Source organism: Arminella tubonensis, assembly GCF_003240585.1.
In the GTDB taxonomy this organism is placed as follows: domain Bacteria; phylum Pseudomonadota; class Alphaproteobacteria; order Rhizobiales; family Rhizobiaceae; genus Rhizobium; species Rhizobium tubonense.
The window spans coordinates 385757-411061 of record NZ_PCDP01000038.1 but is presented as its reverse complement, the minus strand read 5'-3'; the positions used below and the strand labels follow the sequence as shown (position 1 = coordinate 411061).

Sequence of the window (25305 nt, the reverse complement as noted above, 5' to 3'; positions counted from 1 at the left end):
TCAGTCCTCCAGCGCACCGGGCTTGCGCGTGGCGGCACTCGGCATGTCGCAGCCGATCTTCATCAGGTCGCCGCGACGACGCACGAGACGGTCGGAGACGCGGGTCACGATCAATCCGGCCTGAGGCGCCCTGACTTCGATCGTGCCATCAGGCATGCCCGGGGCCACGATGATCGTTGCCAGCAGATCGCCCTTGGAAACGCGTTCGCCGATATTGCGATGAAAAAGTACCGTTCCCGCGTGGGGAGCGCGGATCATCTCGATATTGTCGAGCGGCACGGCGGGACCTGCAAAGCTGGAAAGCTTGACCGCCTCGTCTCGCACGATGCCGCGGGCGGCAAGGAAGCGCCAGAGCCCTGCTGCATCCTTGGCTGCCATCTCGGGATAGACGTCGCGCATGCCGCGAAGCTCCACCGTCACCGACAGCTTGCCCGGCAGGCGTGATTTCTTCTCTCCCGGAGCCTCGTACTTCCAGGCGAAACTGACGGCTTCTTCGAAGGCCGAGCTTTCGCCGTCGGAAAGCAATACCGCGTCCATATCAAGTGCTGCGGCAAGGTCCGACGCTTCTGGCCAGAAAACCTCGTCGATATAGGCATATTGCAGGGATTCGTCGTCGCAATGCAGGTCGATGACAAGGTCAGCGCCCAGCGCCATATGAATGAGCTGACGCTTCAGCCTGTCCGGCGCGCGATATCGATCAAGATCGTCGATGAGAAGCCCGCGGTCACGCAGGGAAACCAGCGGGAAATCCCGATTGAAATTCGCACGGGACCCAAGATCGAACCGGCCTTCCATTCCGCCGAAAAGCCCCTGCGCGGCGCCGATCGGGTTGGCATGGGGAACGATGGTGATATCGCTCCGGATCGCGCCCTCCGCCTCCGCCCGTCGCAGCCGTTCGCAGAGGAAATGCAGCAGGGCGGTACCGGGCAGTTCGCCGGCATGAAGCGCTGCCTGTATATAGACCTTCGGTGCGTCGGGATCGGAGCCTGCAAAGCGCAACACCGGCAACCGCCAGGCAATGCCCGCCGAATCTCCTTCGATGACGATTTCGCTGATATCCATCCGCGTGTCTCCCTGCCCGTGGCTGTGGCCTCAATAGCAAGCCGGCATGCAGATGTGCAACGACTTTTGGTCCGCCCGGAAATCAATGCGTACCCGACGCAAGATTGTCAGTCGCAAACGGCGCGATGCTTATCCGACAGTCAGGATGACGCTGCCGGTCGTCCGCCCGGCTTCGAGATCCGTATGCGCCTTTGCGGCCTCCGCCAGCGGGTATTCCGCGCCGATCGGATTGATCAATCCATCCTGCAGTTCGGCAAGCAGAGCCGAAGCCCCACGGCGATAAAGCTCCGGGTCGTTGGCGTAGGCAAGCACGCTCGGTCGCGCGAGACCGATGGTGCGGGCAGAGAGTTCCTCGACGCGGATGGGAGGAATCGGTCCCGCCGGCTGGCCGAGGCTTGCGGCTATGCCGAATGGGCGAACCGTGGTCAGCGTCTTTGCCAGCATCGCGCCGCCGATGCCGTCGATTGCGAGATGGACGCCCTTGCCATCGGCGATCCGACGCGTCTCTTCCATCCAGTCTTCCGAAGTGTGGAGTAGGACTTCCTCAGCCCCTGCTTCGAGAGCAATAGCGGCTTTCGCAGGGGATCCGACGGTGCCGATGACGTGCGCGCCGAGACGACGAGCCCAGCGCGTCGCAAGCTGGCCAACGCCGCCGGCCGCAGCGTGCACCAGGACCCAGTCGCCGGCCTGCAGCGGATAGGTCTTGTGCAACAGCATATGTGCAGTCAGGCCGCGCAACATCGAGCTACCGGCCACCCGTTCGCTGACGCCGTCCGGCAACTTGACAAGCCGGGAGGCTGGCAGGGTTCGGGTTTCTGCATATCCGCCCAGCGGACGGCCGGTATAGGCGACACGATCTCCGACCTGCAAATCGTAGACGTCCGGTCCTACTGCCTCGACGACACCAGCGCCCTCAAGGCCGAGAATGTTCTGGCCCGGCTGCCGGGGATAAAGACCCTGGCGGTAGTAGATGTCGACGAAGTTGACGCCGATGGTACTCTGGCGGATGCGAACTTCACCCGTACCTGGCGCGACTTCGGCGATGGTCTCCAGCTTCAGCATCTCGGGGCCGCCGGGGGCGGCAAGAATGATTGCGATTGGCATAGTGGGCTCTCCTTTTGCGCTGAGATGATCACAGAGTCGTCTGCGAATAAATTCGGTATCTCTTCACCGGACTTGTGCAATAATGCACTGATGATCGATTGGCAGGACCTTGTTCATTTAGCCTCGCTGGCGCGCACCGGCTCGCTGTCCGCGGCAGCGCGGGAACTTGGCGTCGACCACGCGACCGTCGGCCGCCGCATTGCGTCATTGGAGCGGACACTCGACCTGCGCCTCATCGACCGCCTGCCGCGCAGTTCGCCGTTGACGACGGATGGCCGGGCTATCGCCGAGCTGGTCTCCGGCATGCAGGACGCGGTCGAGGCGATCCGCCGTTATGCAAAGAGCTCGGCAGCGGCGCCGTCGACAACGATCAGGATCAGCGCACCGCCCTCGGTCGCCGCGCGACTTATTGCCCCAAACGTGGTGGCTTTCCACAAGGCTAACCCCGAGATCACCATGGCGCTTCATGGGGCCACTGGAAATCTGGCGCTGGACCGCGGCGAAGCCGATATCGCGGTCCGCATGACCCGCCCTGAGGATGCCGACCTGCTCGTGCGGCGGATCGGCGCCATGCGGTTCGGCCTTTATGCCACGGCGGAAGTGGCAGCGCAGCCGGCCGAAGGCTGGAGTTTCATCGGCTATGACGCGGCCCACGATCACCTGACCCAGCAGATATGGTTGCGCAGCCTGCTTGCCGGCCGCGCAATCGTCTTTCAGGCAAGCGATGTATTCGGCCAGCTGGAGGCGGCTCGTGCCGGGCTTGGAGTGGTCGCGCTGCCCCGGTTTCTCGGCGATGTCGACCCGATACTCATCCGCCTGCCAACAGCCTCGCCATCGCTGACCAGGGATCTATGGCTGGTGACCTACCCGGATTTGCGCCGATCTCCCGCAATCCGAAGTGTGATGGATTTCTTGGCCCGGATCATCGGCGACGCCTGCCGGACGCGGGAGTGAGTGGGTCGCAACGCGACTATTGCAGATGCAGCGACCAGCGGCCGAGATAGTCGTGCTTGCTTTGACCGATCAGACTATGGACAAGGACGAATTCGCGCACCGTCCACGCTATCGGCTTCTCCAGGCTAGTCTCGGAAATGGCCTTGCGATCGTACAGCAGCGTCATATGCGGCTCGAATTGACGTTTCGCCTCGCCCTCCAGCCCGACTCCCCGTAAACCGCGCCTAAGCTCAGCCCGGAGAGACCGAATTTCCTCCCGACCTTTCGCTCCGCGGAGCACAAGCGGACGCACCTCTTGCCTGAAGCTGAGCACGCTATCCAGAGCTAACTCGAACGGCGCCATTTGTACCGCGACCGCGGACTCCATAGCGGCATGGACGATATCGTCCGGGACCGTGTCAAAGCGTCCAAGCCCATAAACCGAGATATGCAGTAAACGTGCGGGGCGGGGATGCCCCGACAACCGATGCTCGCGCCGCAACTGATCCGCCAGGTGGGCGGCAATGTTCGCGGTCTCGAGTTGCGGAAGGACAGCGAAATAGAGGTTGCTCTTCCCCAAATCCGGACCGCTATTTCGCCTTCGCGAGGACGGCGGCGCCGGCGGCTCGTTGAAGTCCAGGGAAAGCTGTTCGTTGCCAAGCGTCATATCTTCACCGAGACCGCACTATGCGACCTCGCCTCCACTATCCGTCGTTGAACGCAACGAAGGTAATCCTGCCGAGTGACGAAATCAAGAACAAAAGAAGAACATTTGCTGGGCTAGCCACTGCACCCGACATGTATTTCTGATAGTAACCCATACCGACAAGTGTTTTGCTTTCACGGATCAAGCCTGAGGAGTTCCCATGACGCTGACGCTTTATCACCACCCGCTCGCTTCCTTCTGCCACAAGGTGCTGTTGGCTCTCTACGAAAACGACACGCCTTTTGAGAGCGTCGTCGTCGACCTCGGTGACAGGCAGGCGAGTGCGGAGTTCTTCGCGTTCTGGCCCATCGGCAAGATACCGGTCCTGCGCGACGAGCGCTTCGGCCGAACAGTTCCGGAAACATCCATCATCATCGAATATCTGGAGCAGCACTATCCCGGCGATCACCCGTTGCTGCCGCATGACGAAGCTTTGCGTCTGGACGCGAGGCTCTGGGATCGTTTCTTCGATTGCTATGTCCAGGTCCCGATGCAGAAGATCGTCGCCGATCGAATGCGGCCGGAAGGCGAAAAGGACCCGCGCGGTGTGGTCGAAGCGCATGCAACCTTGCAAGTCGCCTATGCCATGCTTGATGAACGAACGCGCGACAGGGAGTGGATCATCGGAGATGCGTTCTCCATGGCGGATTGCGCGGCAGCACCGGCGCTGTTCTACGTCGGCATCGTCTCGCCCTTCGCAAGTGACTATCCAAACGCTGCGGCCTATTTCGATCGCCTGGCCGAACGACCCAGTTTCAAGCGCACGATCGCCGAGGCGCGGCCGTATTTCCACCTGTTTCCGTTCGTCGACGACATGCCCAAGCGCTTCCTTGGCGACAAGGCCCCGTGACGCGTTACCGCGATCCGCTCGAACGGCCAGTCTTCGCTCTGCGCAAGAAACGGGTTGAATCGGAGGTTACGACGTACGATTTTACGAAGAATGGAAACGCGAGGGCTATGTCGTGAACAAAACAGAGCAGCAGTACCTAGTCTTTGAAACCGCCGGTGGCTTTTGCGGTATCGCCTGGAACGATACGGGCATTGTCCGCTTCCAGTTGCCGACGAAAAGTGCCGAATCTACCGAACGCCTCATGTTGCGCCGGCTTCCGGATGCAGTGCCCGGAACACCTCCGCCGGCTGTGATCGAAGCAGTTGATGCGGCAAAGCGCTATTTCCAGGGTGAGGAAATTGATTTTTCCGACATCAAGCTTGATCTCAGCGGACAGGATGCGTTTTTCAGTCAGATCTATGACGCAGCGCGGCGGCTCGGATGGGGCCACACCACCACTTACGGGGCACTTGCCAAGGAACTCGGCGCCGGGCCGGAAGCTGCTCGCGACGTTGGCCAGGCCATGGCGAAGAACCCCGTGCCGCTGATTATCCCCTGCCATCGCGTGCTGGCCGCCGGCGGCAAGATAGGCGGGTTTTCGGCGCCCGGCGGCTCAACGGCGAAAGCCAGCATGCTTGAACTCGAGGGCGTCCGTCTCGAGCCGCCGCCACCCGCGCAGCAGTCGTTGGCGTTATAGGCGGACGACAGCATCCATCCAAATTGCGCGTTCGATAAGTACTGAAGAACACGTCGAATAAAACAGGTCGTTCGATTGTTTATTCCTGGTCCGGCGCACTGCGCGTCCGATCAAACAAAGGAATGAACCCGCATGTTGCTAAGAACCATTTCTTCCGCCGTTTTCTTGGTCCTGATTTGCCTTGGCGTTTCCGCCTGCACGACCTCAGGCAATTCTGGCGGCACGACACAGGCCGCTCCCGCTCCGGCCGGCGGCGGATACTAATCCGTTTTGGCCCGAGTTTGGGCGAAGGCCACCGATGATGTCCGCATCGGTGGCCGGTGCGGCTCTATTCCCAGCTGTCCAGTTTGATATCGTCTGGCGCCGGCCTGCCTTTGCCGGTTTCGAGAAGCGACTTCAGGCTCAACAGAAAGACACCCCACTTTGTGCTGCAATGGTGCATGAACTCCACCGGCTCTTTCCAGCCTTGGTGCTTGAAGAGGACGATGGTCCAGTCGTCCTGTTGCCTGAGCAGAAAGTCCACTTTCGTGCCAATCCATTCTGCAGGCCCATCGACCACCTGCCATAGCACGCGCTCGGCGGGATGAAGCTCGAGAACCTTCATGCCGATAGACCCGGGTCCGAAGTGGAATTGGAGCACTCCCCCGACCTTGGTTTCACCTTGCGTATTGTTCGTCCACCAGCCGGAAAGGCCCTCGCGAGTTGTCAACGCCCTATAGGCATCGTCCACGGACGACGACTTGATTCCCACTTTGTGTAAGATATCGACCATTGCCATTCCTCCTTCGGTGTTGGCTTCTGTACAAATCCAATACGGTTAGGTCTTCAATGCCATGCGCGGCCCGGCGTCGGTCCCGTCGGAGATTTAGGGATCGAGCATCACGCCGCTGAGCTTGTAGTGATCGACATAGATCGCCTGCATCTCGCGCCAGCTTTGCTTCGACCGAGGTGGGGTCGTTCCGTCGAGCAGGCTGCCCAAACGCTCGAAGTAAACGTGCCAGCCCGGCAACATGAGAGCGCTGCTGGCGTAAGGCATGCCCTTGTGTAGGAAGATCAGGCGAGAACCGTCGCCATCGCGCGTTAGCTCATAGCGCACGATGGAATCGGGCGCGTGGGTATTACTCCATGAGAACTCCAGCACATGCGGCGGTTCCCAGACAAGAATCCGGCCGGTCATGGGGTGCGGACCGTCAAGCATCACTTCGTAGCGTCCGCCAACGTAGGGCTCGACGAGGGCGGTGCCCATCCAGTCTCCAAGGCGCACCGGATTAGTCAGTGCGCTCCACACCCTTTCGATCGAGCGCGGATAGTATCGCTCAAACCGCACATCGAGCTGATCGTCGTGTTGCTTGAATGCGCCGAGCTGTTCCATGTCCTCCATGTCAATCGCTCCTATTGAGGTGGTCGCCAAGGGCATCGAGTTTCGCCGACCAGAACGCGCGATATGGCGCTAGCCAATCGTCGAGCTCAGCCAAAGGGGCAGGATCGAGGCTGTAGAAACGCCGTGGACCGTCGATCCGGATGCGTACGAGCCCCGCCGCACGCAGAGCCTTGAGGTGTTTGGAGACATTAGGCTGCGGCAGATCGAGCGTCTCCACGAGCGCGCCCGCAGGCTGCTCCCCCTCCCGAAGGAGGGCGAGAATGTCGCGACGAATGGGGTCGGCTATGGCTGTGAATGTTGACATGATTTATATTCCCACAAAGACATATGCCTGTCAAGGAATATGAACATGTCGGCTTCGCAGCGAAAACCAGGACTGAGCTTCTCCGGCGTCAGCGCGTGGGTATCCGTGACCTTCGGTGTCCGATTGTCATTGAAAATCAGCCATCTCGTACATTGGACGGATTTCGATCTCGCTCGGTCCCGGCATGGGATTGGGGCAGCGCTTCACCCAGGAGATCGCCTCGTCCATGTCCTTGACCTCCCAGAGCCAGAAGCCGGCGACCAGCTCGCGGGTCTCAGTGAAAGGCCCGTCGATGACCATACGGAGGGGACCATCGAACGCAATACGCTTGCCCTGCGAGGAGGGCTTGAGGCCGTCGGCCGCGAGCCTGATGCCGGCATCGGCCAGCTCCTCATTAAATCTGTGCATCGCCTCCCACATCTCGGTCGTGGGGAGAATGCCCTTTTCGCTGTCGTCGGTCGCCTTCACAAGCACCATCACACGCATCGTCTGCCTCCTTGTTTCAACCGGGCCAATAGGCCTGACATAGGAACGACGAACGGGATTTCAGCAAGCCGACATTGTCCCGCAGATTTTTTCTGCGGCTCGGCTTCCAAACGGATTACGAAAAGCGTCGCCGGCGATCTGCAGGGCGTCAGTCGCGCGATATGGACAGCCCCGCGAGAAGCGGAGCGTACGCTGCGAGCCTGCGGGATACGAACTCCGTGAAGAGCCGCACGCGCTTCGTCTTGCGTGTCTCCCCCTGTGTGAGAAGCCAGAGCGTTCCGTACATGTGCAGGTCGGTGCCCGGCACCCTCACCAGTAGGGGGTCGGCATCCCCGACGAAGCACGGCAGTGTCGTGATCCCGAGCCCTCGCCGTACAGCAACGATCTGCGCCTCGGCGTCCGTGATCCTGAATGGAGCCCCCGTGGTGCGAACCTCACCCTCGCTGGCCCAATCCGGAATTCCATGAATGCTTATGACGATCCACCGGATGGGATCAGGCGTGCCCGCACGCCATGCGGCTAGTCGATCGCAGGACATGTAGACGCCGCCGAACAGCTCCGGTCCCTTCAGGCCGTGAAGATTGAGCGGCAGGGTTTTGCGGTCGTAGACAACACGGATCGCCACGTCCGCCTCTCGGTTGGTCAGATTTGCCAACTCGCCGGACGACAAGATTTCCATCTCGATATCAGGATGCAGACGCGCGAAATCGGCGAAGTCCGGCATGAGCAGGTGTGTCGCGAGGCTCGGAGCCAACGTCACCCGCAGAAGCCCGCGCACGCTCTGGTCGCGCCCGAAGACGCGCGTCTCCAGCTGGTGCGACGACGCTTCCATCTGGTTCGCGAGCTCAAGGACCTCCTCACCCGCAGCCGTCAGGCGGTAGCCCGAAGGCAGCTTTTCGAACATCTGCGCCCCGAGGCGTTCCTCGAGCTGAGCGATGCGTCGCAGCACGGTCGAGTGATACACTCCGAGGCCCTCGGCGGCAGCCCGCACTGAGCCTCCGCGTGCCACGGCAAGAAAGTAGCGAATGTCATCCCAGTCGATCATGGTGCAATACCGCACCGCACGGTGCGCCTTCCAAAGCCCGTATCTAACGTATCGTACAGCAGCACGGGTGGTCATCATAGCTTATGTCGACGAGCGCGGCCCAATTCCGAACGGCGAACACCGATCGTCGCGGCCAGCGTCAGTCGTCCAACCGGATCGATTTTGCACCACCGATGTGCGCGCTTCCGCACTCAACAACTGATGCCGGCGGACCCATTTCGAGGGTCTCGGAGGCAGACGCTGTCCGATAGGACGAAAGGAGAAGTCATGGGAAAGCTAGAAGGTAAGGTTGCAGTCATCACGGGCGGATCGAGCGGCATGGCGCTGGCGAGCGCCAAGCGGTTCGTTGAAGAAGGCGCCTATGTTTTCATCACGGGCCGTCGGCAGGAGGCGCTCGATGAGGCCGTCAGGCTGATTGGCCGGAACGTGACCGGCGTGCGTGGCGACGCGGCCAATCTCGACGACCTCGACCGCCTGTTCGATACAGTCAAGCGGGAAAAGGGCAAGATCGACGTCCTGTACGCGAGCGCAGGCATGGGCGAAGCCGTCCCACTGGGCGAGATTACCGAGCAGCACTTCGATGCGGCCTTTAACCTGAATGCGCGCGGCACGCTGTTTACGGTTCAGAAGGCGTTGCCGCTGTTCAACGATGGCGGATCCATCTTCATGACCGGGTCAGTTGCTTCGATCAAAGGTTTTCCTGGTTACACCGTTTATGCGGCGAGCAAGGCGACGTTGCACGCATTCGCGCGCGGTTGGCTCAATGAGCTGAAGGGCCGGAATATCCGGGTGAACGTGCTGCACCCGGGGCCGATCGCCACACCGATGCAGGACCAAGTCCTCACAGAGGAGGCGAAGCAGATGTTCGAATCCCTCATCCCGCGGGGAACGATGGGTCGTCCTGAGGAAATTGCAGCGGCCGCGCTGTTTCTTGCTTCAGACGATTCGAGCTTCGTGAATGGAGTGGAATTGTCTGTCGACGGCGGCTTCTCGGCCATCTGAAATCGCGCCGGATCGCCAGAAGTAGCTGACCGTCCGGCCGCGCGGAAGTCGTTCACGGCAGGACGTCTACCTAAAGGTCGCCACACAGATATCCCAGCGCCGTTGATGGCCGGGGAATCAATATCAACACGAATTGGAGAAGTATTATGAGCTATGCAATTGTAGGATTCGGTGCGATAGGCCAAGCCCTCGCGCACGCCTTCGCCCGTAAAAACATCGACGTGACCGTCGCGAGCCGCCGGCCGGCCGAGGCGTTGGCGCCGCAGGCTCGGGCGATTGGACCCACGGTCGTCGCCAGGCCGCTGCGGGATGCACTCGAGGCCGACACAATCATCTTGGCGGTCCCGTTCGGGGAGCATCGCGAGGTTGCGAAGGCCCTGCCGAACTGGAACGGCAAGACGGTCATCGACGCGACGAACACTAACGTTCCCGTCGAGGAGCTGGACGGTCTCCCGTCCTCCGCCTTCGTCGCGAAGGCGTTCACCGGCGCCAAGCTCGTGAAAGGTTTCAATCACCTGATTGCGGCCACGCTGGCTACCGATCCGGTCGTCGAGGGCGGGCACCGGGTCGTCTTTCTGTCGAGCGACGACGAGGACGCGATCGCTCCCGTGGCGGCCTTGGCCAAACAACTCGGGTTCGCACCCGTCAAGCTCGGAAAGCTCAACGAGGGTGGCGCGCTGGTGCACGCACGCGGCAGCACTTGGGGCCAGCTCATCTTCCAGGATTTGTTCAAGAGGGAGCAGTAGTCGATCTACGACCGTGTGATCGACGCCGAGAACTGGTCGCGCGCGCTAGCTTCTTCGAGCAGCGCGCGACCGAATATTTGAAGGCCACAAAGTCGCGAAGGTTGTGGTGGGCCTGACGGCGCATGGGCCCGTTCGAAGAGCGGGGAGACGCCCGACAGAGCGGCAGATCCGCGGGTCGCCTAGAATCTATCGACTGCTATCGATGGGCTAGGATTCGCTCGAGTGTCCTCTGCTATCCGACACTACTCCGCGGCACTCCCCCTCATTCCCACTCGATCGTGCCCGGCGGCTTGGACGTGACGTCGTAGACGACCCGGTTGATGCCGCGGACTTCGTTGATGATGCGGGTTGCGGCGCGGCCGAGGAATTCCATGTCGTAGTGGTAGAAGTCGGCGGTCATGCCGTCGACCGAGGTCACGGCGCGGAGCGCGCAGACGAACTCGTAGGTGCGGCCGTCGCCCATCACACCGACTGTCTGGACAGGCAACAACACGGCGAAGGCCTGCCAGATCGCGTCGTAGAGGCCGGCCTTGCGGATCTCGTCGAGGTAGATCGCATCTGCCTCGCGCAGGATTTCCAGTTTTTCGCGGGTAATGCCGCCTGGGCAGCGGATGGCGAGACCTGGACCCGGGAAGGGATGGCGGCCGATGAAGCTGTCCGGCAGGCCGAGCTCCTTGCCGAGCATCCGCACCTCGTCCTTGAACAGTTCTCGCAGCGGCTCGACAAGCTGCATCTTCATGCGATCGGGCAGGCCGCCGACATTGTGGTGCGACTTGATGGTGACCGACGGGCCGCCTGTGAACGAAACGCTCTCGATAACGTCTGGATAAAGGGTTCCCTGTCCAAGGAAATCGGCGCCCCCCAGCTTCTTCGCCTCTTCGTCGAATGTCTCGATGAACAGCCGGCCGATGATCTTGCGCTTGGTTTCGGGATCGCTGACGCCTTCGAGTTCGCCGATGAAGCGGTCGGACGCGTCGACGTGGATCAGGTGCAGATTGTAGTGCTCGCGGAACATGGCGACGACACCAGCTGCCTCGTCCTTGCGCATCAAGCCGTGGTCGACGAGGACGCAGGTTAGCTGGTCGCCGACGGCCTCGTGGATCAGCAGTGCTGCAACGGAGCTGTCGACGCCGCCCGAAAGCGCGCAGATGACGCGCTTGTCGCCGACCTGCTTGCGGATCGCCTCGACCGCCTTGGCGCGGTAGGCCGACATCGTCCAGTCGCCCTTGAGGCCGGCGACATTATGGATGAAGTTGCCGATCAGCTTGGCGCCGTCGGGCGTGTGCACCACTTCGGGATGGAACTGCACGCCGTAATATTTGCGCTTCTCGTCGGCGATGAAAGCGTAAGGCGCGTTGGAAGAGGTCGCGACCACCTCGAAACCGTCAGGTAGCGCAGTGACGCGGTCGCCATGGCTCATCCAGACTTGATGGCGCGAACCGGAGGACCAGAGGCCCTCGAACAATGCGCAGTCTTCATTGACATCGAGGAAGGCGCGGCCGAACTCGCGATGATGGCCGCTCTCGACCTTGCCGCCGAGCTGCATGCACATCGTCTGCTGTCCGTAGCAGATGCCGAACACCGGCAGGCCGCTGTCGAAGATGATCTGCGGCGCGCGGGGTGATCCTTCGTCGACAGTCGAAGCGGGGCTTCCGGACAGGATCACCGCCTTCGGCTTCAGCCGGTGGAATGCCTCTTCGGCGGACTGGAAGGGAGCGATCTCGCAATAGACGCCGGCTTCGCGCACGCGCCGTGCGATGAGCTGCGTCACCTGGCTGCCAAAATCGACGATGAGAACGGTGTCTGGATGTGCTGTCTGGGTCATGGCGAGCCTTTAAAGAAAAGCATTGCGGCATGCAATCCGGCAAATCGCGAGGCCGCCGGAAATATTGTCCCGATTGTCCCGTGTCGCCACCGGCGTCAGAACCAGAATACCCCGTCTTCCAGCGCGGTGAAAAGATTGTCGACGGCATAGGAGAGCTTGCGGTCGATGACGTGGAGATATTCCGTCCAGCCGGTAATGTGCTGTAGCTCGACGACGCCATCGGAAATGCCACGAAGGCCGATCAGCGGGCGCTTGTAAGCCTGGCAGGCTCGCAGCACGGCAAAGGTCTCCATGTCGACCATATCGGCGGCGATCCGGCCATAGGCTTCACGACCTGAAATCACGTTGCCGCCGGTCGAAAGGCTGGCTTCCGGTATGCCGGGGATGCGCAGCGGCAGGTCGATGACAGCAGGGAGATCCAGGAATGGCGTCCGGCCTTTTTCGAAGCCCAGTGGTGAGGCGTCCATGTCGCGGTATGAAACGGCGCTGACCTGATAAACCTCCGTCTGTTCGAGCTTGGCGGATCCTGCGGAGCCGAGCGAGACGACCATGTCGGGCAGGTCGCCATGGGCGTCGAGCTGCGATAGCGCCTGGGTCAGCGCAACGGCCGCCTCGACCGGGCCGACGCCCGTCATCAGCGGATCGATCCGCGAACGCAGGAAAGGTCCGTACTCCGCCTCCGCCGCCATGACGAACAGGATCGATTTTCCGGAAACGGACTTAAGCTCGAACTTCATCCAGTGATTCCCTCTCTTCCCCTGATGACCATCATCGTTCCGGTCATGGAGGCGATCAATTTTGCCGGCCCGTCGCCGATCGCGTAGCCCCTGCCGTCGGCAACGATGATCGTCGTACCGGGCTTGGTGACTTCGCCGCGAAACAGGAAGCGTTCGCCGCGCCCCGGCGACATCAGGTTGATTTTGAATTCGATGGTGAGGATCGATGCGTCGGGATCGATGACGCTATAGGCGGCGAAACCGCAAGCGGAATCGAGCGCCGCTGAAATCACGCCGGCGTGCAGCATGCCATGCTGCTGCGTCAATTTGACATCGAACGGCAGCTCGATCTCGATCATGCCGTGTTCGACGCGCGTCAATTCCGCGCCGATGGTCTTCATCGCCGCCTGACGCTCAAAACTCTGGCGAATCCGTTGCCGGAAATCGCCGCTGTCTTCTCCAACCATGTCATGTCCTCACGCGAGCGGGAAAGTGGCATGTGAGCGGCTTTTCGACAAGCGCAATAGGGTCGATTTCAGTTCAGATAAGCGATCGATGCGTTGAACACGGTGGCAAAGGCGACCCACGCCGCATAGGGCACGAAAAGCCATGCCGCCAGTAATTGCCGATGAATGCGGGGGTCAAAACCAGCAGGCCGGCGATAATCCCGAGCGCTGCTTTCCGGCGCCATGGGACGATCGCCCGGAATAACCAGCACTTTCAAAGGGTGGGCAATGGCCGTCAAAGTCTATACTGCGGAATGGATACGTCAGATGATCCGCTGGCGCAGCGGTGAACACCGGAAGGCGCGGAAATGACCAGATTTTCACAGTCGATTGCTGCCTACGAGTCCTGGCTCCGGGCGGAACTGGGCACCGACCTTTCCATCGCCGGCCTCGACAAGAAGCACCAGAAAATGAAGACCGGCAGCTTCGCGTTTCTCCGCGCTACCTATTGGCGATGGGCGGAGACGATCCTCGACCTCTGCCCGGCTCTTGCCGGCGCGCCCGCCGTTCTGGCGATCGGCGACACGCATCTTGAAAATTTTGGCACCTGGCGCGATGGCGAAGGGCGGCTGGTCTGGGGCGCCAACGATTTCGACGATGCCGCCGTCATGCCCTACGCCCTCGATCTCGTGCGCCTTGCAGCAAGCGCGATGCTGGCCAGATCGAAAGGCGGGTTGTCGGCCGAGGTGGTCGGCGGGGCAATCCTTGGTGGCTATCGCCGTGGCTTGGCGCAGCCATTGCCGATCATCCTCGAACGAGACCACAAGTGGTTGCGCAACGCCGTGCTGCTGCCTGACGCGGAACGCAAGAAATTCTGGGAGAAGTTCCAGCAATTGCCGCAGCCCTTGGTGCCTCCAGCCGCAAAGTATGTAGATGCGCTGAGAGGCTGCCTCCCTGATCCGGCCCTGCCTTTCGTGGCAAGGCCGCGCACCGCAGGCACGGGAAGCCTTGGGCGTCCTCGCTTCGTCGCCTATGTCGAATGGCGTGGCGGGCCCGTCCTGCGCGAAGCAAAGGCGCTTGCCCAGTCAGCCTGGTCACTTCGCCACGATCCAGCCAACAAGGCGATCCAGGCTGAAGCTATTGCCGCAGGACGCAGCCGATCTCCGGATCCGCAATACAAGGTAGCGAATGGAGTTCTTGTTCGAAGGCTCTCTCCAAATAGCCGCAAGATCGAGGTGGACGGCGATGCGGATCTGTTGCTGTCGCCCGATATGCTCGACCTGATGGGTTTCGAGATTGCCAATTGCCACAGCAGCGACCCGGCTCGTATCCCGGCAATTATGGCCGATATCGAAAAGCGTCCACTCGACTGGCTGAGCGATGCGGCAAAGGCCGCGGCAATGAGCATCGCAATCGAGCAAAAGGCCTACGCCGCGACCGGCTGACCGGGCCTGTGCTCTATTTTCGGGCGATGCGCACGATGTGCTGATCCCAGGCGACATCGCTACGAAGCCCTTCGAATTCCCCGCGGTAGGACGAAACGGCAAAACCCCGCTCCGCAGCAGCGATGCCTGCCGCATCCGCCACGCTTTCGACCTTGAGCACCTTCCCGCTCATGGCATCGAGCGTCACCGCCGTGCCATTGACGGGCGACGTCACGCCGACCAGGCCCTCGTCACGGTTGACGGCAATGGCGCCGACATAGTTTCCGAGCGCTCGCGTCGTCTCGTCAGGCAGTGTGACGAAGGTCAGGTCCTCGCCCCTGCCGAAGTGTCCGACGAGCGGCGGCAGGTCGTTGCGGTGCCCTTCGTACTGGCAGGCGAACCAGATTTTGCCGTCGGCGTCGATGTCGACATGTCGTGTTGAGACACGGGCGTATTGTGCCGGCAGGACATGCTTCTCGATCAGGCTGCCGGTGGCAGCGTCGATCAGCGTCAGCGATGGCTCCATGTGGTCGAGATTGAGCTTCGTGCGGCCGAAGTCCGGATGCGTCTCGATGCCGCCGTTGGCGACGATCAGAAAGCGGCCGTCGTCCGACACCGTCATGTCGTGCGGCCCGGTCCCGTAGGTCTGGTATTCACCGATGCGGGCGAAGCGATCTCGGGCGTCATAAATGCCGATCATGCCGCGATTGCCGTCGAAATCATTCTCGCTGGCGTAGAGCAGCCGCCCATCCGGCGAAAATGCGCCGTGGCCGTAGAAGTGCCGCCCTTCGCGCGCGGAGATGATGATCGGCTCGACCTTGCCGGATGGGTCGAAGATCATTGCATAGGTGCCCGGCCGGCGGGCGAAGGCGACGGTCCTGCCGGTCGCCTTGCTGAAGGCCATGCCATGCGCGCGGGCTGGCAGCGCCACCTGATCGACGATCTCGCCGCGCTCGGTCACGGTCGCGACCGCATAGGAGCCATCCCTGGCGCGAATGCCGGAGGCGAAGACCGCGTCGGTTCGCTCGAGCGCCATCAATGCGCCTGGCTTGAGCGCCGCAAGGAAGGTTAGCCCGGCTGCCTTGACGAAGGCTCTGCGGTCTATCATCGCGCTCCGCGGCATGGATCAGTCCCCGTCGGCGAAGGAGAAGCCGGCCGAAAGCCCGATCGCGCCGCCGTAACCGTCGGAGAAATCAGTGGTCAGATCACGGGTGTCGGCAAGCAGGGTATCGATCTTGGCGCGCTGGCCGTCATCTGCCAAGGCAGCCGGTATGTCGGCATTTATGGCGGGCGCCGTGGCAATCAGTTGTTTCAACAACGCATCGATCTTGCCGGCGACCTCCCGCTTGCCTGCCGGCAGCAGGTTGGCCATGCCGGCCTTGCTCCACAGCGTTTGCAAGCCTTCAATATTCGCTGTCAGTGATGTCCAGCTATTCCCCGACCGCCAGTAGATCGCCATTTTCGGATGTGCTGCAGCAACATCGCCCTTGTAAAAGGCCTCGAGGCGCTGGTCGCGGACATTGCCGGCGCCGTGGACGAGAATACCGAGTAGGGCGGTCACCGCCTCCTTGTTGTTCTCGAAATCCTCGCTGTCCTTTCCGGGGTTCTTCCAGGATTTCTGCACGCCGTTCGGGTCCTCCCACGCGGCCGAAACCTGCCCCGAGACGGCCTCGATATTACCAGCGATCGCGGCGCCGTAGCGGCAGCGAAAGCCGCCCTTGTCTTTTGAAAGCGTATCGGAGCCATTGCCATACAGCACATATTCGAGCGCAGTCAGGCTCTGCAGCGCGACGCTCTTTGTCGATACAGCTTCCGCCGTTGCATCCCTGTCGTCAGCCTTGGCGATCAGCGCCTGCACCTGCTTCATGCCGATCCCCTTGCGGTCGGGATAGAACAGGATGTGCTCGAAACGGTTCTTGTCGAGCACCGGGCCGGTCTGGACGATCTCGATAGTCGACCACTTCCTGATCGTATCGGTAAAGGCGGTCTTGGCCGCGCCCAAGCTGTCGGCGGACGGCGCGTTGCAGAGGCTTTTCATGGCGACGGTCAATTGTGACGCGGACTGATGCATGTCGCGATACCCGGGGCGTATCACATCGTCGACAGCCTTCCGCATGACCTCTGGAACAGCCGCTTCATTCAGTCCTTCGGCAGGTGCTGGCTGCTGGGCAAGGACGGCAGCCGGGATCGTGCTGAACAGGAGGGCAGCAAGCAAAGGTTTCCAGTGGCGCATCAAAGGGACTCCAGAAAGGTGATGAGGGCTTGCCTGTCGTCTTTCGACAGGGATGCGAAGGCGTTTCGGGCTTTCTCGGCCTCTCCCCCGTGCCAGAGGATGGCCTCGGTCAGGTTCCTGGCGCGGCCGTCGTGGAGAAAGAAGGTATGGCCGCTAACGGTTTGGGTGAGGCCTATACCCCAGAGCGGCGGCGTACGCCATTCCTGACCGCTGGCAACGCCGACCTGCTGGCCGTCCGCAAGGCCGTCGCCCATGTCATGCAGCAGGAAATCGGAATAGGGCCAGATCAGCTGAAAGGACTGCGCCTCCGCACGGGCGTCGCTGCGGGTCACGAATTTCGGCGTGTGGCAGGCGATACAGCCGGATTGATAGAACATCTGCTTGCCGTGCAGCGTCTCGGGGAAGCTTGCCTTCCGCCTGGCGGGAACGGCAAGATTCTCGGAGTAATAGGTCATGAGGTCGAGGATCGGATCCGGAGCCTCGGTATTGCCGAGACGCTTCTGCACGCCTGTCGGCATGGCAAGACATTGCGGCTCCCTGGCGGTGCAGTCGCCATGCGCATTCGGGTGATCGGGATTGGAGATACCGATATCGTTGACCAGCGCGGCAGACGTCTGGTCGCGTACGGTGGCATTCTGCGCCTTCAAGCCGAAGCGCCCGAGCGCGACCTTGCCCGTACGATTGTCGCGCACGATCGCCGCCTTGCCGGAAATACCGTCGCCGTCTCGATCGTCGGGGTCGGCGTGCGCAAGGATATCCGCATCCGGAATGGCCTCTATCAGCCCGAGACCCAGCATTGCAGGGGCAACGCGAGCAGACAGCGTCGTGTCCGGATCGAGCGGACCGTAGGCGAGATCAGTGGCGGAATAGGTGGGCTTGCCCAGCGAAACAGTCTCGCCGCCGGCAAGCGTGACGCTTTGTTCCGAGTAGGTAACGGCGACCTTGCCTTCACCAGAAAGACCCGGAACGGCCAAATCCTGGAGCTGGGTCCCATAGGTGCTGTCAGGAAAATTGGCCGCCCGATGCTCTTCGACGGCTTTCTGTTCTTCCGGCGTCCTGGCCGGTCGCGCCAGCCTCAGGAACATCGACGAAGCGTTGCCGTCGGCTTCCGGTGGATGTCCGCGACCATCCTTGATGTGACAAGTCTGGCAGGAGCGCGCATTGAAAAGCGGACCGAGCCCATCCGTCGCCTGCGTCGAGGAGGGCGAGGAAACCCAGAGCTGGCGGAACAACGCATTGCCGAGGTGGAAGTCCAGGCCCTTGTTCTTGTCGAGATTGGCCGAAGGCTGCGAGAAGGCATCGGCGGTAACGGGCGCAATCGACGTCGCAGCACCACTCTCCATCGCCTCGTAAGGCTCGGCCTTGGAGAAATCCGATGTCGGACGGGTGACCTCGGTCACGCGTTTCAACTGCTCCCTGGAAAGATCGCTGCGGATCGTAGGGCCGTCCGCGACAACTATCGAGGCCGTCCAGCCAAGAATGCCCGCCACAAGGGCGGGCAGAAACAAGCTGGCGGCGGGAATGCGGCTCATCGGGATCAGGGCGGCAGCGCCTTTCCGCGCCGCCGCCCTCCTTTGTTACTTCTTGAAGACGGAGTTAGGATTATCCAGGCTGTCCGAACCTTCAAGCTTGATCGTGCCGAGATCAAGCGCAGCGATGACGCGCTGGATGCTCTTCGTCTGATCGAGCAGGCCGTCGATGACGTGCTGGACGACGGCGTTACCTTCGGTGTTGCCCTCACCGATCATCTGGTCGTACTTCTCGACCTTCTCGCCGCGCTTGACCATTGCTGTCGAAGCCTTGTCGGTGGCCGCGAACTTTGCCATCACTTCCTTATCGACAGCCCCGTCCTTTTCGGCCAGCAGCGCGTGTAGGGAAGGGCCCTTCAGCTTCGTGCCGTCGATGCGGGTGTAGTTGCCGGTATAGGCTGACTCGATGCCGATGATATCGTTGTTATAGGTGTTGTAGGTGTTGTCGGAGAAGCAATCGTGCTCCTGCTCCGGATCGTGCAGCAGCAGACCGAGCTTCATGCGCTCGCCGGCCAGTTCGCCGTAGGAGAGCGAGCCCATGCCGGTTAGGATGGCGGTGATGCCGGCCTTCGGGTCCTTCTCGTCCTCTTTCGTGGCAGCACCTTCAGGGGCCCAGTCGTCAGTCATTTCCTGAAGATCAGCAACAAGCTTGGTCGATGCCGACTTCAGGTATTCGGCGCGACGGTCGCAATTGCCGCGGGTGCAGTTCTTCACGTCGTAGTCGGTCGCCGGACGTTCGCCAGCACCCGGTCCTGTTCCGTGCAGATCCTGTCCCCAGAGCAGGAATTCGATGGCGTGATAGCCGGTGGCGACGTTGGCATCGACTTTGCCGGCGCCATTCAGCGACTTGAGGAAATCGGGCGTCAGGTGCGAGGCGTCGACATCCTTGCCGTCGATCTTGATGGTCTTGTTGGCGATCACGTTTGCAACATAAAGCGCATTCTCGTCGCTTTCGGTGCCGTAGGATTTGTCGACATAGTCGATCAAGCCTTCGTCGAGCGGCCAAGAATTCACGTCGCCTTCCCAGTCGTCGACGATCTTGTTGCCGAAGCGGTAGACTTCCGACTGCGAGTAGGGAACGCGAGCCTTGATCCACATGGCGCGCGCCTCATCGAGCGTCTTCTTGCTCGGATTGGCGATCAGCGCATCTATGGCCTTATCGAGGCGCTTGGCCGTGATCAACGAGTCTTCGTACTTGGCATGCGCAACTTCGGCGTAGTGCTTGACAACAGCTGCTTCATCGACGGCGGCATGTGCCGGAAGAGCGTATGCGGTCAGGGAAGCCGCCGTCAGCGTCAGCGCGGCGCAAAAATTACGATTAAGTTTCATGGGATCCTCTCCAGTGGCGGCAGTAGTAGTCGAAAACTTCGGGCGACCGGTGTCATGGCTGAAAAGCAAACTTGTGTCAAATACTCTAGTTTGGAATGATTTTAAGGCGGGATGTGCTGTTGCGCTGCAAGGATACGGAATGGATTTGCTTGCAGAAAATAGGCACGGACGGCACAGAAAATATGCAATTTATGCAAATCGTGAAGAGAGCCGAACCCCATGCGTTGCCGTTGGGTTTTCGATCGCAACGATGCATGTTCCAAGGGAAACGCAGCCGCCAGCCGGCGATATTCCTGGACACCAGGTTTCCTGGCCGGGAGTGATGAAACAGAAGGTTGGAGAAGGCTCTAAGACTTGCGCCGCAGCCGGCAGAAGAAGAAGCCGTCCGTGTCGGTCGAGGCAGGGGTCAGCGTGATCGTTTTGCCGTCCGACGACCGTGGACGAGGCGTGTCCGCACCGAACAGCGTGCTCCAGGACTCCAGCGCATCGACGATTTCGAATTCCGGATTGCTCGCCGCAAAGCGGGTGACCTGCGCCTCGTTCTCCTCGGGCAACACGGAACATGTCACATAGAGCAACATGCCGCCGGGCCGCACGAACTCCGCCGCCTGGGCCAATGCTTCCTGCTGCTGGCTGATCCGCTCGTCGAGATTTTTCTGGTTCAGGCGCCACTTGGTATCCGGGCGTCGCCGCCACGTGCCAGTACCTGTGCAGGGCGCATCGACAAGCACCTTGTCGAAACGACCGCGCAGAGCCAGCAAGCCTGCCTTGTCGTCGTGTACCTGGACATTGCGCGTGCCGGCGCGCTTCAGCCTCTCGATGATCGGTGCAAGGCGCTTGCGATCGGAATCGTAGGCGTGAACCTGTCCCTTGTTGTTCATCGCGGCAGCCATCGCCAGCGTTTTGCCGCCGCCGCCGGCGCAGTAGTCGAGCACCTGGTCGCCTTCGAGCGGCATGACGAGATCGGCCACGATCTGCGAACCCTCGTCCTGCACCTCGAACCAGCCTTTTTGGAACGAAAGCTCCGCGGTGACGTTGGGTAGGCGGGAAGCACCTTCCCCGGCAGCGATGCGAATGCCTTGACGGGCAATCTTCGCAGCCTGGGCACCAACGCGATCAAGCGCCTTCAAGGCCTTGTCGCGGGACGACTTCAGGGAGTTTGCACGCAGATCGAGCGTTGGCCGCTCGGCTAGCGCCTTCGCCTCGGAAAGCCATTGATCGCCGAAGACCTCGACGAAGGACGGTTCGACCCACTCGGGAATATCACCCTGGACATAACCGGGCGCATCGGACAGCGAGCGATCGGCGAAGGCGGCAAGCGCCTCGGCACGTGGTGGCTCGGGTGCAAAGCGATCGCCTTCAAGCTCCGCGGCGAGCATGTCAGGCGTGATGCCCCATTGGCGGAAGAGCACGGCGTGGGCGAGCGACGAAGGGCCGTCGTCATCCATGAGGTAAGCGTGAGAAAGACGCATGCGCAAAGCGTCATAGACGATGTTGCCGATCGCGGCTCGATCGCCGGAGCCCGCAAAGCGGTGGGCAAGGCCCCAGTCCTTTAGCGCGTCGGCTACCGGTCGCTTACGGGCCTCGATATCGGCAAGTATCTCGATGGCCCCTTGAAGCCGACCGCCCAAACGCATTCACTCTTCTCCTGCATGACGCTGGCGCCTCACCAATCCGCTCGAAATCAATGCATGGCGGCGGATTATTGCGACGTCTAAACCGCGTGGTACCCGCGATTGAGGGAGAGAGCAAGCTTCAGGGCAAATTGGCTAGGATGCGCTTACGACCTGATAGCAGATGCTGGCGGTGCCGGTGGAGACCATTCCAATGTCCTGCGCGGCTGCGCGCGAAAGGTCGAGCACGCGTCCGCGAATGAACGGCCCGCGGTCGTTGACGCGAACCACGACGGTTCGGCCGTTGTGCTTGTTGGTGACTTTCAGTCGCGTCCCGAAGGCGAGCGATCGATGCGCTGCAGTAAGTGTAGAGGGGTTCATGCGTTCGCCCGAAGCAGTCTTTGAATGAGCCGCATACCAAGATGCACCTCCGCATCCATTTGAAGCAGAAGCTTCCATTGGAGCGATAACAACGGAAGCCGATATAGTGGCGGAGATTGCAATAGTACGGGATATTATATTCAAAACAGGTTGTCCCTCGACATAGTTGATCTGCACGTCCTTGGTGTTCGTGCTTAAATCAGTTCAAAAATGGCGAAAAAGTGCCCTATTCGATCACGGACTGTTACAGTCTGTAATATTTCGGATGAGTAGGAAAGATGATTAGCAAAAGGTAAAGTTGAAATAGTTGGAAAATTCCCAACGGAATCAGTCAAAGGGGGAACAAATTTTCCTCACTTTATGTTGCAAGGCGAAAGATCACGAAATCAAGAAATTATTTTTTCCGCGCCTGCCATAATTCTTGCCACAATGTGCAAATTTAGAGGCCGTTAACTCTTTTTTCCGAGTAAAATTAGCTAATCAGTATGGGTTAGTAGGAATTTTCTGCTTTTTTTGATCATCGAAATTCGGTGCCTGAAAGGGTGGTTCCCCAGGCCAGAAATTGGTCATGACATAAAAATTCTGGCGCCGGTTGGCCGCGGGAGCGTCAGGCTTTCCAGCGCCCGGAGGACCAGAGATCGGCGAGCGACATCCGGTATTCCGGATAGCGGAAGGCAAATCCGAGGGAGCGCAGCCGCGCGTTCGAGACGCGCTTGTTCTCCCCGTAGAAGGAGCGGGCCATGGGGCTGAGTTCTGCAGTCTCGAAAGGCTGTTCCGGCGGTGGCTCCACGCCCATCAGCCGCGCAGCTTCCGCGACGATATCCTGCGGAGGCGCCGGCTCGTCGTCAGTCACGTTATAAATGCCACCTAGCCCACGGTCGGCAAGGAAGAGGCTAACAGCGCCAATGTCCTCGACTCGAATGCGGTTGAAAACCTGGTCTTTCTTGATGAGGCGCCGCGCCGTGCCTTTATCGAGATTGCAGAATGCGTTGCGCCCGGGACCATAGATGCCCGCAAGCCTCAGCACCGCGACCGGCACGCCGACGGCGACCCCGAGCGCCAGCCAGGCATCCTCAGCCTCGACCCGCTCCACGGAACGTGCGGAAACGGGATGCACCGAGATATCCTCGTCGATCCACGCACCCCTATGGTCGCCATAGACACCAACAGTGGAGAGATAGCCGATCCATTCGAGCTTGGGCATTGCCGCGCGAATGTCTGTGCCGAGGAGCCGGATCAGCGGATCGCCTGTCTTCCCGGGTGCAATCGACTGCACGAGATGCGTCGCGCTCTTCATCGCATCGAGGAGTGCCGCGTCGATCGTGTCGCCATCGAAGACGAAAGCCTCGATGCCGTCGCTTTGTAGCGAGGCGGCCTTCTCGGAGGAACGCGTTGTCCCGGACAGGCGAGCGCCCGGCTTTGCAAAGCTCTTGGCGATCGCCGTGCCGGAATAGCCGCAGCCGAAAATCATCATATGCATCATGCCACTCCTGCCAGCTGCCATTCGCGTCGGACGTCCTCATCCGTTTCCTCACGCCTTTCTGCAGCAAAAGCATGAAATTCGCCAGCCGGCATCAGCCGCGACAAAGCCCAGACAGCCATGCCGCGAACCACGGGTGAGGGATCGTCCGTAAGTCTACGACACGGAGCGGCCAGCGCGCCGTCGCTGGAATTGCCGGCGGCGATCAGGACATTCCTTATGAAGCGGTCGCGGCCGATGCGCTTGATCGGGGAACCGCTGAAAAAGGTACGAAAAGTTGGGTCGTCGAGCGTCAGAAGGAATGCGATCGAGGGCTCCTTCAAGTCGTCGCGCGCCACGAGCTTCATTTCCGATGCTGCGGCGGCGAATTTGTTCCACGGACAGGCGGCGAGGCAATCGTCGCAACCATAAATGCGATTGCCGATCAGTGGCCGCAGCGCCGGGTCGATCGGTCCCTTGTGCTCGATGGTGAGATAGGAGATGCAACGCCGGGCGTCGATCTGGTAGGGCGCCGGAAAGGCAGCCGTCGGGCAGGCATCCAGACAGGCGCGGCAAGAGCCGCAGTGGTCGACCTCGGGCGCATCTGTCGTCAGGTCCGCAGTCGTGAACATCGAGCCGAGAAACAGCCAGGAGCCATGAGTGCGGCTGACCAGATTGGTGTGCTTGCCTTGCCAGCCGAGCCCGGCAGCGGCGGCAAGTGGTTTCTCCATCACGGGCGCGGTGTCGACGAAGACCTTGACGTCCTCCTTCGACCGGGCAGCGAAACGCGTGGCGATTTCCTTGAGGCGACCCTTGATGACATCGTGATAGTCGCGGTTGCGGGCGTAAACCGATATAGCCGCCTTGTCGGGTCTGCTCAGAATGCCGCGCGGATCTTCATCAGGACCGTAGTTGAGCCCAAAGACGACAACCGAGCGTACCTCGCTCCAGAGCACGAGAGGGTTGCCGCGGCGATCCCGTGTCTCCGCCATCCAATCCATGGTGCCGTGATAGCCGTGATCGAGAAAGTCGTCGAGCCGTTCGCGCGCCTCGGGAATGGCGTCGGGCCGCGTGATGCGACAGAGATCGAATCCCTGTGCCAGCGCTTCCGCCCGAACAAAACTCGTCAATGTCTCGCGGCGCTTTCGGCGACCGTCTTCGGCGCGGCTGGATGTGTCGATCTCTTCGGGCATGATCCGCCCCCGTTCAGAAATCCAGGTCGGCGTAGTGGGATACGGGCGTCAGGCCACGAACGCGTTCCGTAAGCAGCGGTCGGAAGGATGGTCGCGACTTCAGGCGCTGATACCAGTCCTTGACCACCGGCACCTCCGCCCAATCGATCTCGCCGAGATAATCGAGGACAGAAAGCGAGGCTGCGGCTGCAAGGTCGGCATAGCTCAGTCTTTCGCCGGCAAGCCACTGCCGCGATCCTGCCAGCCAGGAAAGATATTTCAGGTGCTGGCGGATGTTGGCGCGGGCCGTGCGCATCATCTTTGAGTCAGGAGCGCCGCCGCCTTGTTCGGCAGACATTTGCAGTTTGAAAACCCGTTCGCGCGCCAGCGGCCGCGTCACGTCCTGCTCCATCTTCTGCATGAACCATTCGGTCAGGCGGCGGATTTCCGCTCGCTGGAAAGGATCTTCGGCAAGCAGCCGCCGATCACGCTTCAGCACGCCATGGGTCTCGTCGAGATACTCGGAAATTACTGTGGCGCCGCAAAGCGCCCGCATGCTGTCGTCAACATAGACCGGCAGCGTGCCGGCCGGATTGAGCGCCAGGAAATCGCGCCGCTTTTCCCATGTCTGTTCTTCGATCAGTTCCGTCTGATAGCCGTATTCGGTCAGGATCAGACGGACGAACCGTGATGCGGATGACATGGGGTGATGGTAAAGCGTCGGCATTGAAACTCGAATTTTGTGAGTGTTGCGTGCAGCGGCCGGAGCCTTCTAGTTTTGCGGCTCTAGTCATGACTCATTGGTTGAAGCTATAGGAGTTTGGCCCCTTTAACACAAGCGAATCGGGCTCCTTAGCCTTTGACAAAGGACACCAGTTGACTG

At 60.9% G+C, this 25305-nt stretch carries 26 protein-coding genes and 1 pseudogene; 6 read left to right on the top strand and 21 right to left on the bottom strand.

The window, feature by feature from the left end; translation table 11 throughout:
• Together CPY51_RS19490 and CPY51_RS19485 are read right to left on the bottom strand one after the other, a co-directional pair.
• Complete coding sequence (locus CPY51_RS19490) at positions 1-1062, bottom strand: M14 family metallopeptidase (protein WP_111161876.1); 1062 nt, start codon at positions 1060-1062, stop codon at positions 1-3.
• A 129-nt stretch (positions 1063-1191) separates the two neighbouring features.
• Complete coding sequence (locus CPY51_RS19485; protein WP_111161875.1) at positions 1192-2166, bottom strand: quinone oxidoreductase family protein; 975 nt, start codon at positions 2164-2166, stop codon at positions 1192-1194.
• A gap of 90 nt (positions 2167-2256) precedes the next feature.
• Here CPY51_RS19485 and CPY51_RS19480 point away from each other — a divergent pair, with 90 nt between their 5' ends.
• On the top strand, positions 2257-3120 hold the full coding sequence (locus CPY51_RS19480) for a LysR family transcriptional regulator (protein WP_111161874.1): 864 nt from the start codon (positions 2257-2259) through the stop codon (positions 3118-3120).
• Positions 3121-3136: 16 nt separating this feature from the next.
• On the opposite strand, the gene CPY51_RS19475 is transcribed toward CPY51_RS19480, so the two are convergent.
• A complete protein-coding gene (locus CPY51_RS19475; protein WP_111161873.1) occupies positions 3137-3766 on the bottom strand; it encodes a 2'-5' RNA ligase family protein in 630 nt (209 codons plus the stop codon).
• Between the two features lie 199 nt (positions 3767-3965).
• Here CPY51_RS19475 and CPY51_RS19470 point away from each other — a divergent pair, with 199 nt between their 5' ends.
• On the top strand, positions 3966-4655 hold the full coding sequence (locus CPY51_RS19470; RefSeq protein WP_111161872.1) for a glutathione S-transferase family protein: 690 nt from the start codon (positions 3966-3968) through the stop codon (positions 4653-4655).
• Positions 4656-4767: 112 nt separating this feature from the next.
• Positions 4768-5331: a methylated-DNA--[protein]-cysteine S-methyltransferase gene (locus CPY51_RS19465; protein WP_111161871.1), complete on the top strand. Its 564-nt coding sequence runs from the start codon at positions 4768-4770 to the stop codon at positions 5329-5331.
• A gap of 328 nt (positions 5332-5659) precedes the next feature.
• Here the strand turns inward: CPY51_RS19465 and CPY51_RS19460 are convergent, their stop codons facing one another.
• The 5 genes from CPY51_RS19460 to CPY51_RS19440 all read right to left on the bottom strand — a co-directional run bounded on the left by CPY51_RS19460 (position 5660) and on the right by CPY51_RS19440 (position 8547).
• Positions 5660-6103 (bottom strand): SRPBCC family protein, encoded by a 444-nt coding sequence (locus CPY51_RS19460; RefSeq protein ID WP_111161870.1) that lies wholly within the window; start codon positions 6101-6103, stop codon positions 5660-5662.
• A gap of 93 nt (positions 6104-6196) precedes the next feature.
• Positions 6197-6712 carry an SRPBCC family protein gene (locus tag CPY51_RS19455; protein WP_195909568.1) on the bottom strand — a complete coding sequence of 172 codons (516 nt, stop codon included), beginning with the start codon at positions 6710-6712 and terminating at the stop codon, positions 6197-6199.
• Between the two features lies 1 nt (position 6713).
• Positions 6714-7016: an ArsR/SmtB family transcription factor gene (locus CPY51_RS19450; RefSeq protein WP_111161868.1), complete on the bottom strand. Its 303-nt coding sequence runs from the start codon at positions 7014-7016 to the stop codon at positions 6714-6716.
• 126 nt (positions 7017-7142) lie between these two features.
• Positions 7143-7502, bottom strand: a complete 360-nt coding sequence (locus CPY51_RS19445) for a YciI family protein (RefSeq protein WP_111161867.1) — start codon at positions 7500-7502, stop codon at positions 7143-7145.
• Between the two features lie 148 nt (positions 7503-7650).
• Positions 7651-8547 carry a LysR family transcriptional regulator gene (locus CPY51_RS19440; RefSeq protein ID WP_111161866.1) on the bottom strand — a complete coding sequence of 299 codons (897 nt, stop codon included), beginning with the start codon at positions 8545-8547 and terminating at the stop codon, positions 7651-7653.
• A gap of 267 nt (positions 8548-8814) precedes the next feature.
• Here CPY51_RS19440 and CPY51_RS19435 point away from each other — a divergent pair, with 267 nt between their 5' ends.
• Positions 8815-9549, top strand: a complete 735-nt coding sequence (locus CPY51_RS19435; protein WP_111161865.1) for an SDR family NAD(P)-dependent oxidoreductase — start codon at positions 8815-8817, stop codon at positions 9547-9549.
• A 146-nt stretch (positions 9550-9695) separates the two neighbouring features.
• Positions 9696-10295 carry an NADPH-dependent F420 reductase gene (locus CPY51_RS19430; RefSeq protein ID WP_111161864.1) on the top strand — a complete coding sequence of 200 codons (600 nt, stop codon included), beginning with the start codon at positions 9696-9698 and terminating at the stop codon, positions 10293-10295.
• Between the two features lie 262 nt (positions 10296-10557).
• Here CPY51_RS19430 and guaA read toward each other — a convergent pair whose 3' ends face one another.
• The 4 genes and pseudogenes from guaA to CPY51_RS34100 all read right to left on the bottom strand — a co-directional run.
• A complete protein-coding gene (gene guaA / locus CPY51_RS19425; protein WP_111161863.1) occupies positions 10558-12120 on the bottom strand; it encodes a glutamine-hydrolyzing GMP synthase in 1563 nt (520 codons plus the stop codon).
• A 95-nt stretch (positions 12121-12215) separates the two neighbouring features.
• A complete protein-coding gene (locus CPY51_RS19420; RefSeq protein ID WP_111161862.1) occupies positions 12216-12857 on the bottom strand; it encodes a 5'-methylthioadenosine/S-adenosylhomocysteine nucleosidase in 642 nt (213 codons plus the stop codon).
• Positions 12854-13303: a PaaI family thioesterase gene (locus CPY51_RS19415; RefSeq protein ID WP_111161861.1), complete on the bottom strand. Its 450-nt coding sequence runs from the start codon at positions 13301-13303 to the stop codon at positions 12854-12856. Before CPY51_RS19415 ends, CPY51_RS19420 begins: the two co-directional genes overlap by 4 nt.
• Positions 13304-13371: 68 nt before the next feature.
• Positions 13372-13449 (bottom strand): annotated as a pseudogene (locus tag CPY51_RS34100) (tryptophan-rich sensory protein); the annotation flags it as partial.
• A gap of 201 nt (positions 13450-13650) precedes the next feature.
• On the opposite strand from CPY51_RS34100, the gene CPY51_RS19405 reads away from it, so the two are divergent.
• On the top strand, positions 13651-14727 hold the full coding sequence (locus CPY51_RS19405; RefSeq protein ID WP_111161860.1) for a DUF2252 family protein: 1077 nt from the start codon (positions 13651-13653) through the stop codon (positions 14725-14727).
• 13 nt (positions 14728-14740) lie between these two features.
• Here the strand turns inward: CPY51_RS19405 and CPY51_RS19400 are convergent, their stop codons facing one another.
• The 9 genes from CPY51_RS19400 to CPY51_RS19355 form a co-directional block, all read right to left on the bottom strand.
• Positions 14741-15829 (bottom strand): DUF1513 domain-containing protein, encoded by a 1089-nt coding sequence (locus CPY51_RS19400; RefSeq protein ID WP_111161859.1) that lies wholly within the window; start codon positions 15827-15829, stop codon positions 14741-14743.
• A gap of 3 nt (positions 15830-15832) precedes the next feature.
• Positions 15833-16939 carry an imelysin family protein gene (locus CPY51_RS19395; protein ID WP_111161858.1) on the bottom strand — a complete coding sequence of 369 codons (1107 nt, stop codon included), beginning with the start codon at positions 16937-16939 and terminating at the stop codon, positions 15833-15835.
• Positions 16939-18471: a di-heme oxidoreductase family protein gene (locus tag CPY51_RS19390; RefSeq protein WP_111161857.1), complete on the bottom strand. Its 1533-nt coding sequence runs from the start codon at positions 18469-18471 to the stop codon at positions 16939-16941. The genes CPY51_RS19395 and CPY51_RS19390 overlap by 1 nt, the downstream gene beginning before the upstream one ends.
• A gap of 45 nt (positions 18472-18516) precedes the next feature.
• On the bottom strand, positions 18517-19797 hold the full coding sequence (locus CPY51_RS19385; RefSeq protein ID WP_111161856.1) for an imelysin family protein: 1281 nt from the start codon (positions 19795-19797) through the stop codon (positions 18517-18519).
• A gap of 347 nt (positions 19798-20144) precedes the next feature.
• On the bottom strand, positions 20145-21434 hold the full coding sequence (locus CPY51_RS19375; protein WP_111161854.1) for an RsmB/NOP family class I SAM-dependent RNA methyltransferase: 1290 nt from the start codon (positions 21432-21434) through the stop codon (positions 20145-20147).
• A 132-nt stretch (positions 21435-21566) separates the two neighbouring features.
• Positions 21567-21935, bottom strand: a complete 369-nt coding sequence (locus CPY51_RS19370; protein WP_111161953.1) for a septal ring lytic transglycosylase RlpA family protein — start codon at positions 21933-21935, stop codon at positions 21567-21569.
• Positions 21936-22398: 463 nt separating this feature from the next.
• Entirely contained in the window at positions 22399-23271 is an 873-nt protein-coding gene (locus CPY51_RS19365) for an SDR family oxidoreductase (protein ID WP_111161853.1), read from the bottom strand.
• On the bottom strand, positions 23271-24443 hold the full coding sequence (queG, locus tag CPY51_RS19360; RefSeq protein ID WP_111161852.1) for a tRNA epoxyqueuosine(34) reductase QueG: 1173 nt from the start codon (positions 24441-24443) through the stop codon (positions 23271-23273). Before queG ends, CPY51_RS19365 begins: the two co-directional genes overlap by 1 nt.
• Before the next feature lie 13 nt (positions 24444-24456).
• A complete protein-coding gene (locus tag CPY51_RS19355) occupies positions 24457-25149 on the bottom strand; it encodes a glutathione S-transferase family protein (protein WP_111161851.1) in 693 nt (230 codons plus the stop codon).
• Between the last annotated feature and the right edge of the window lie 156 nt (positions 25150-25305).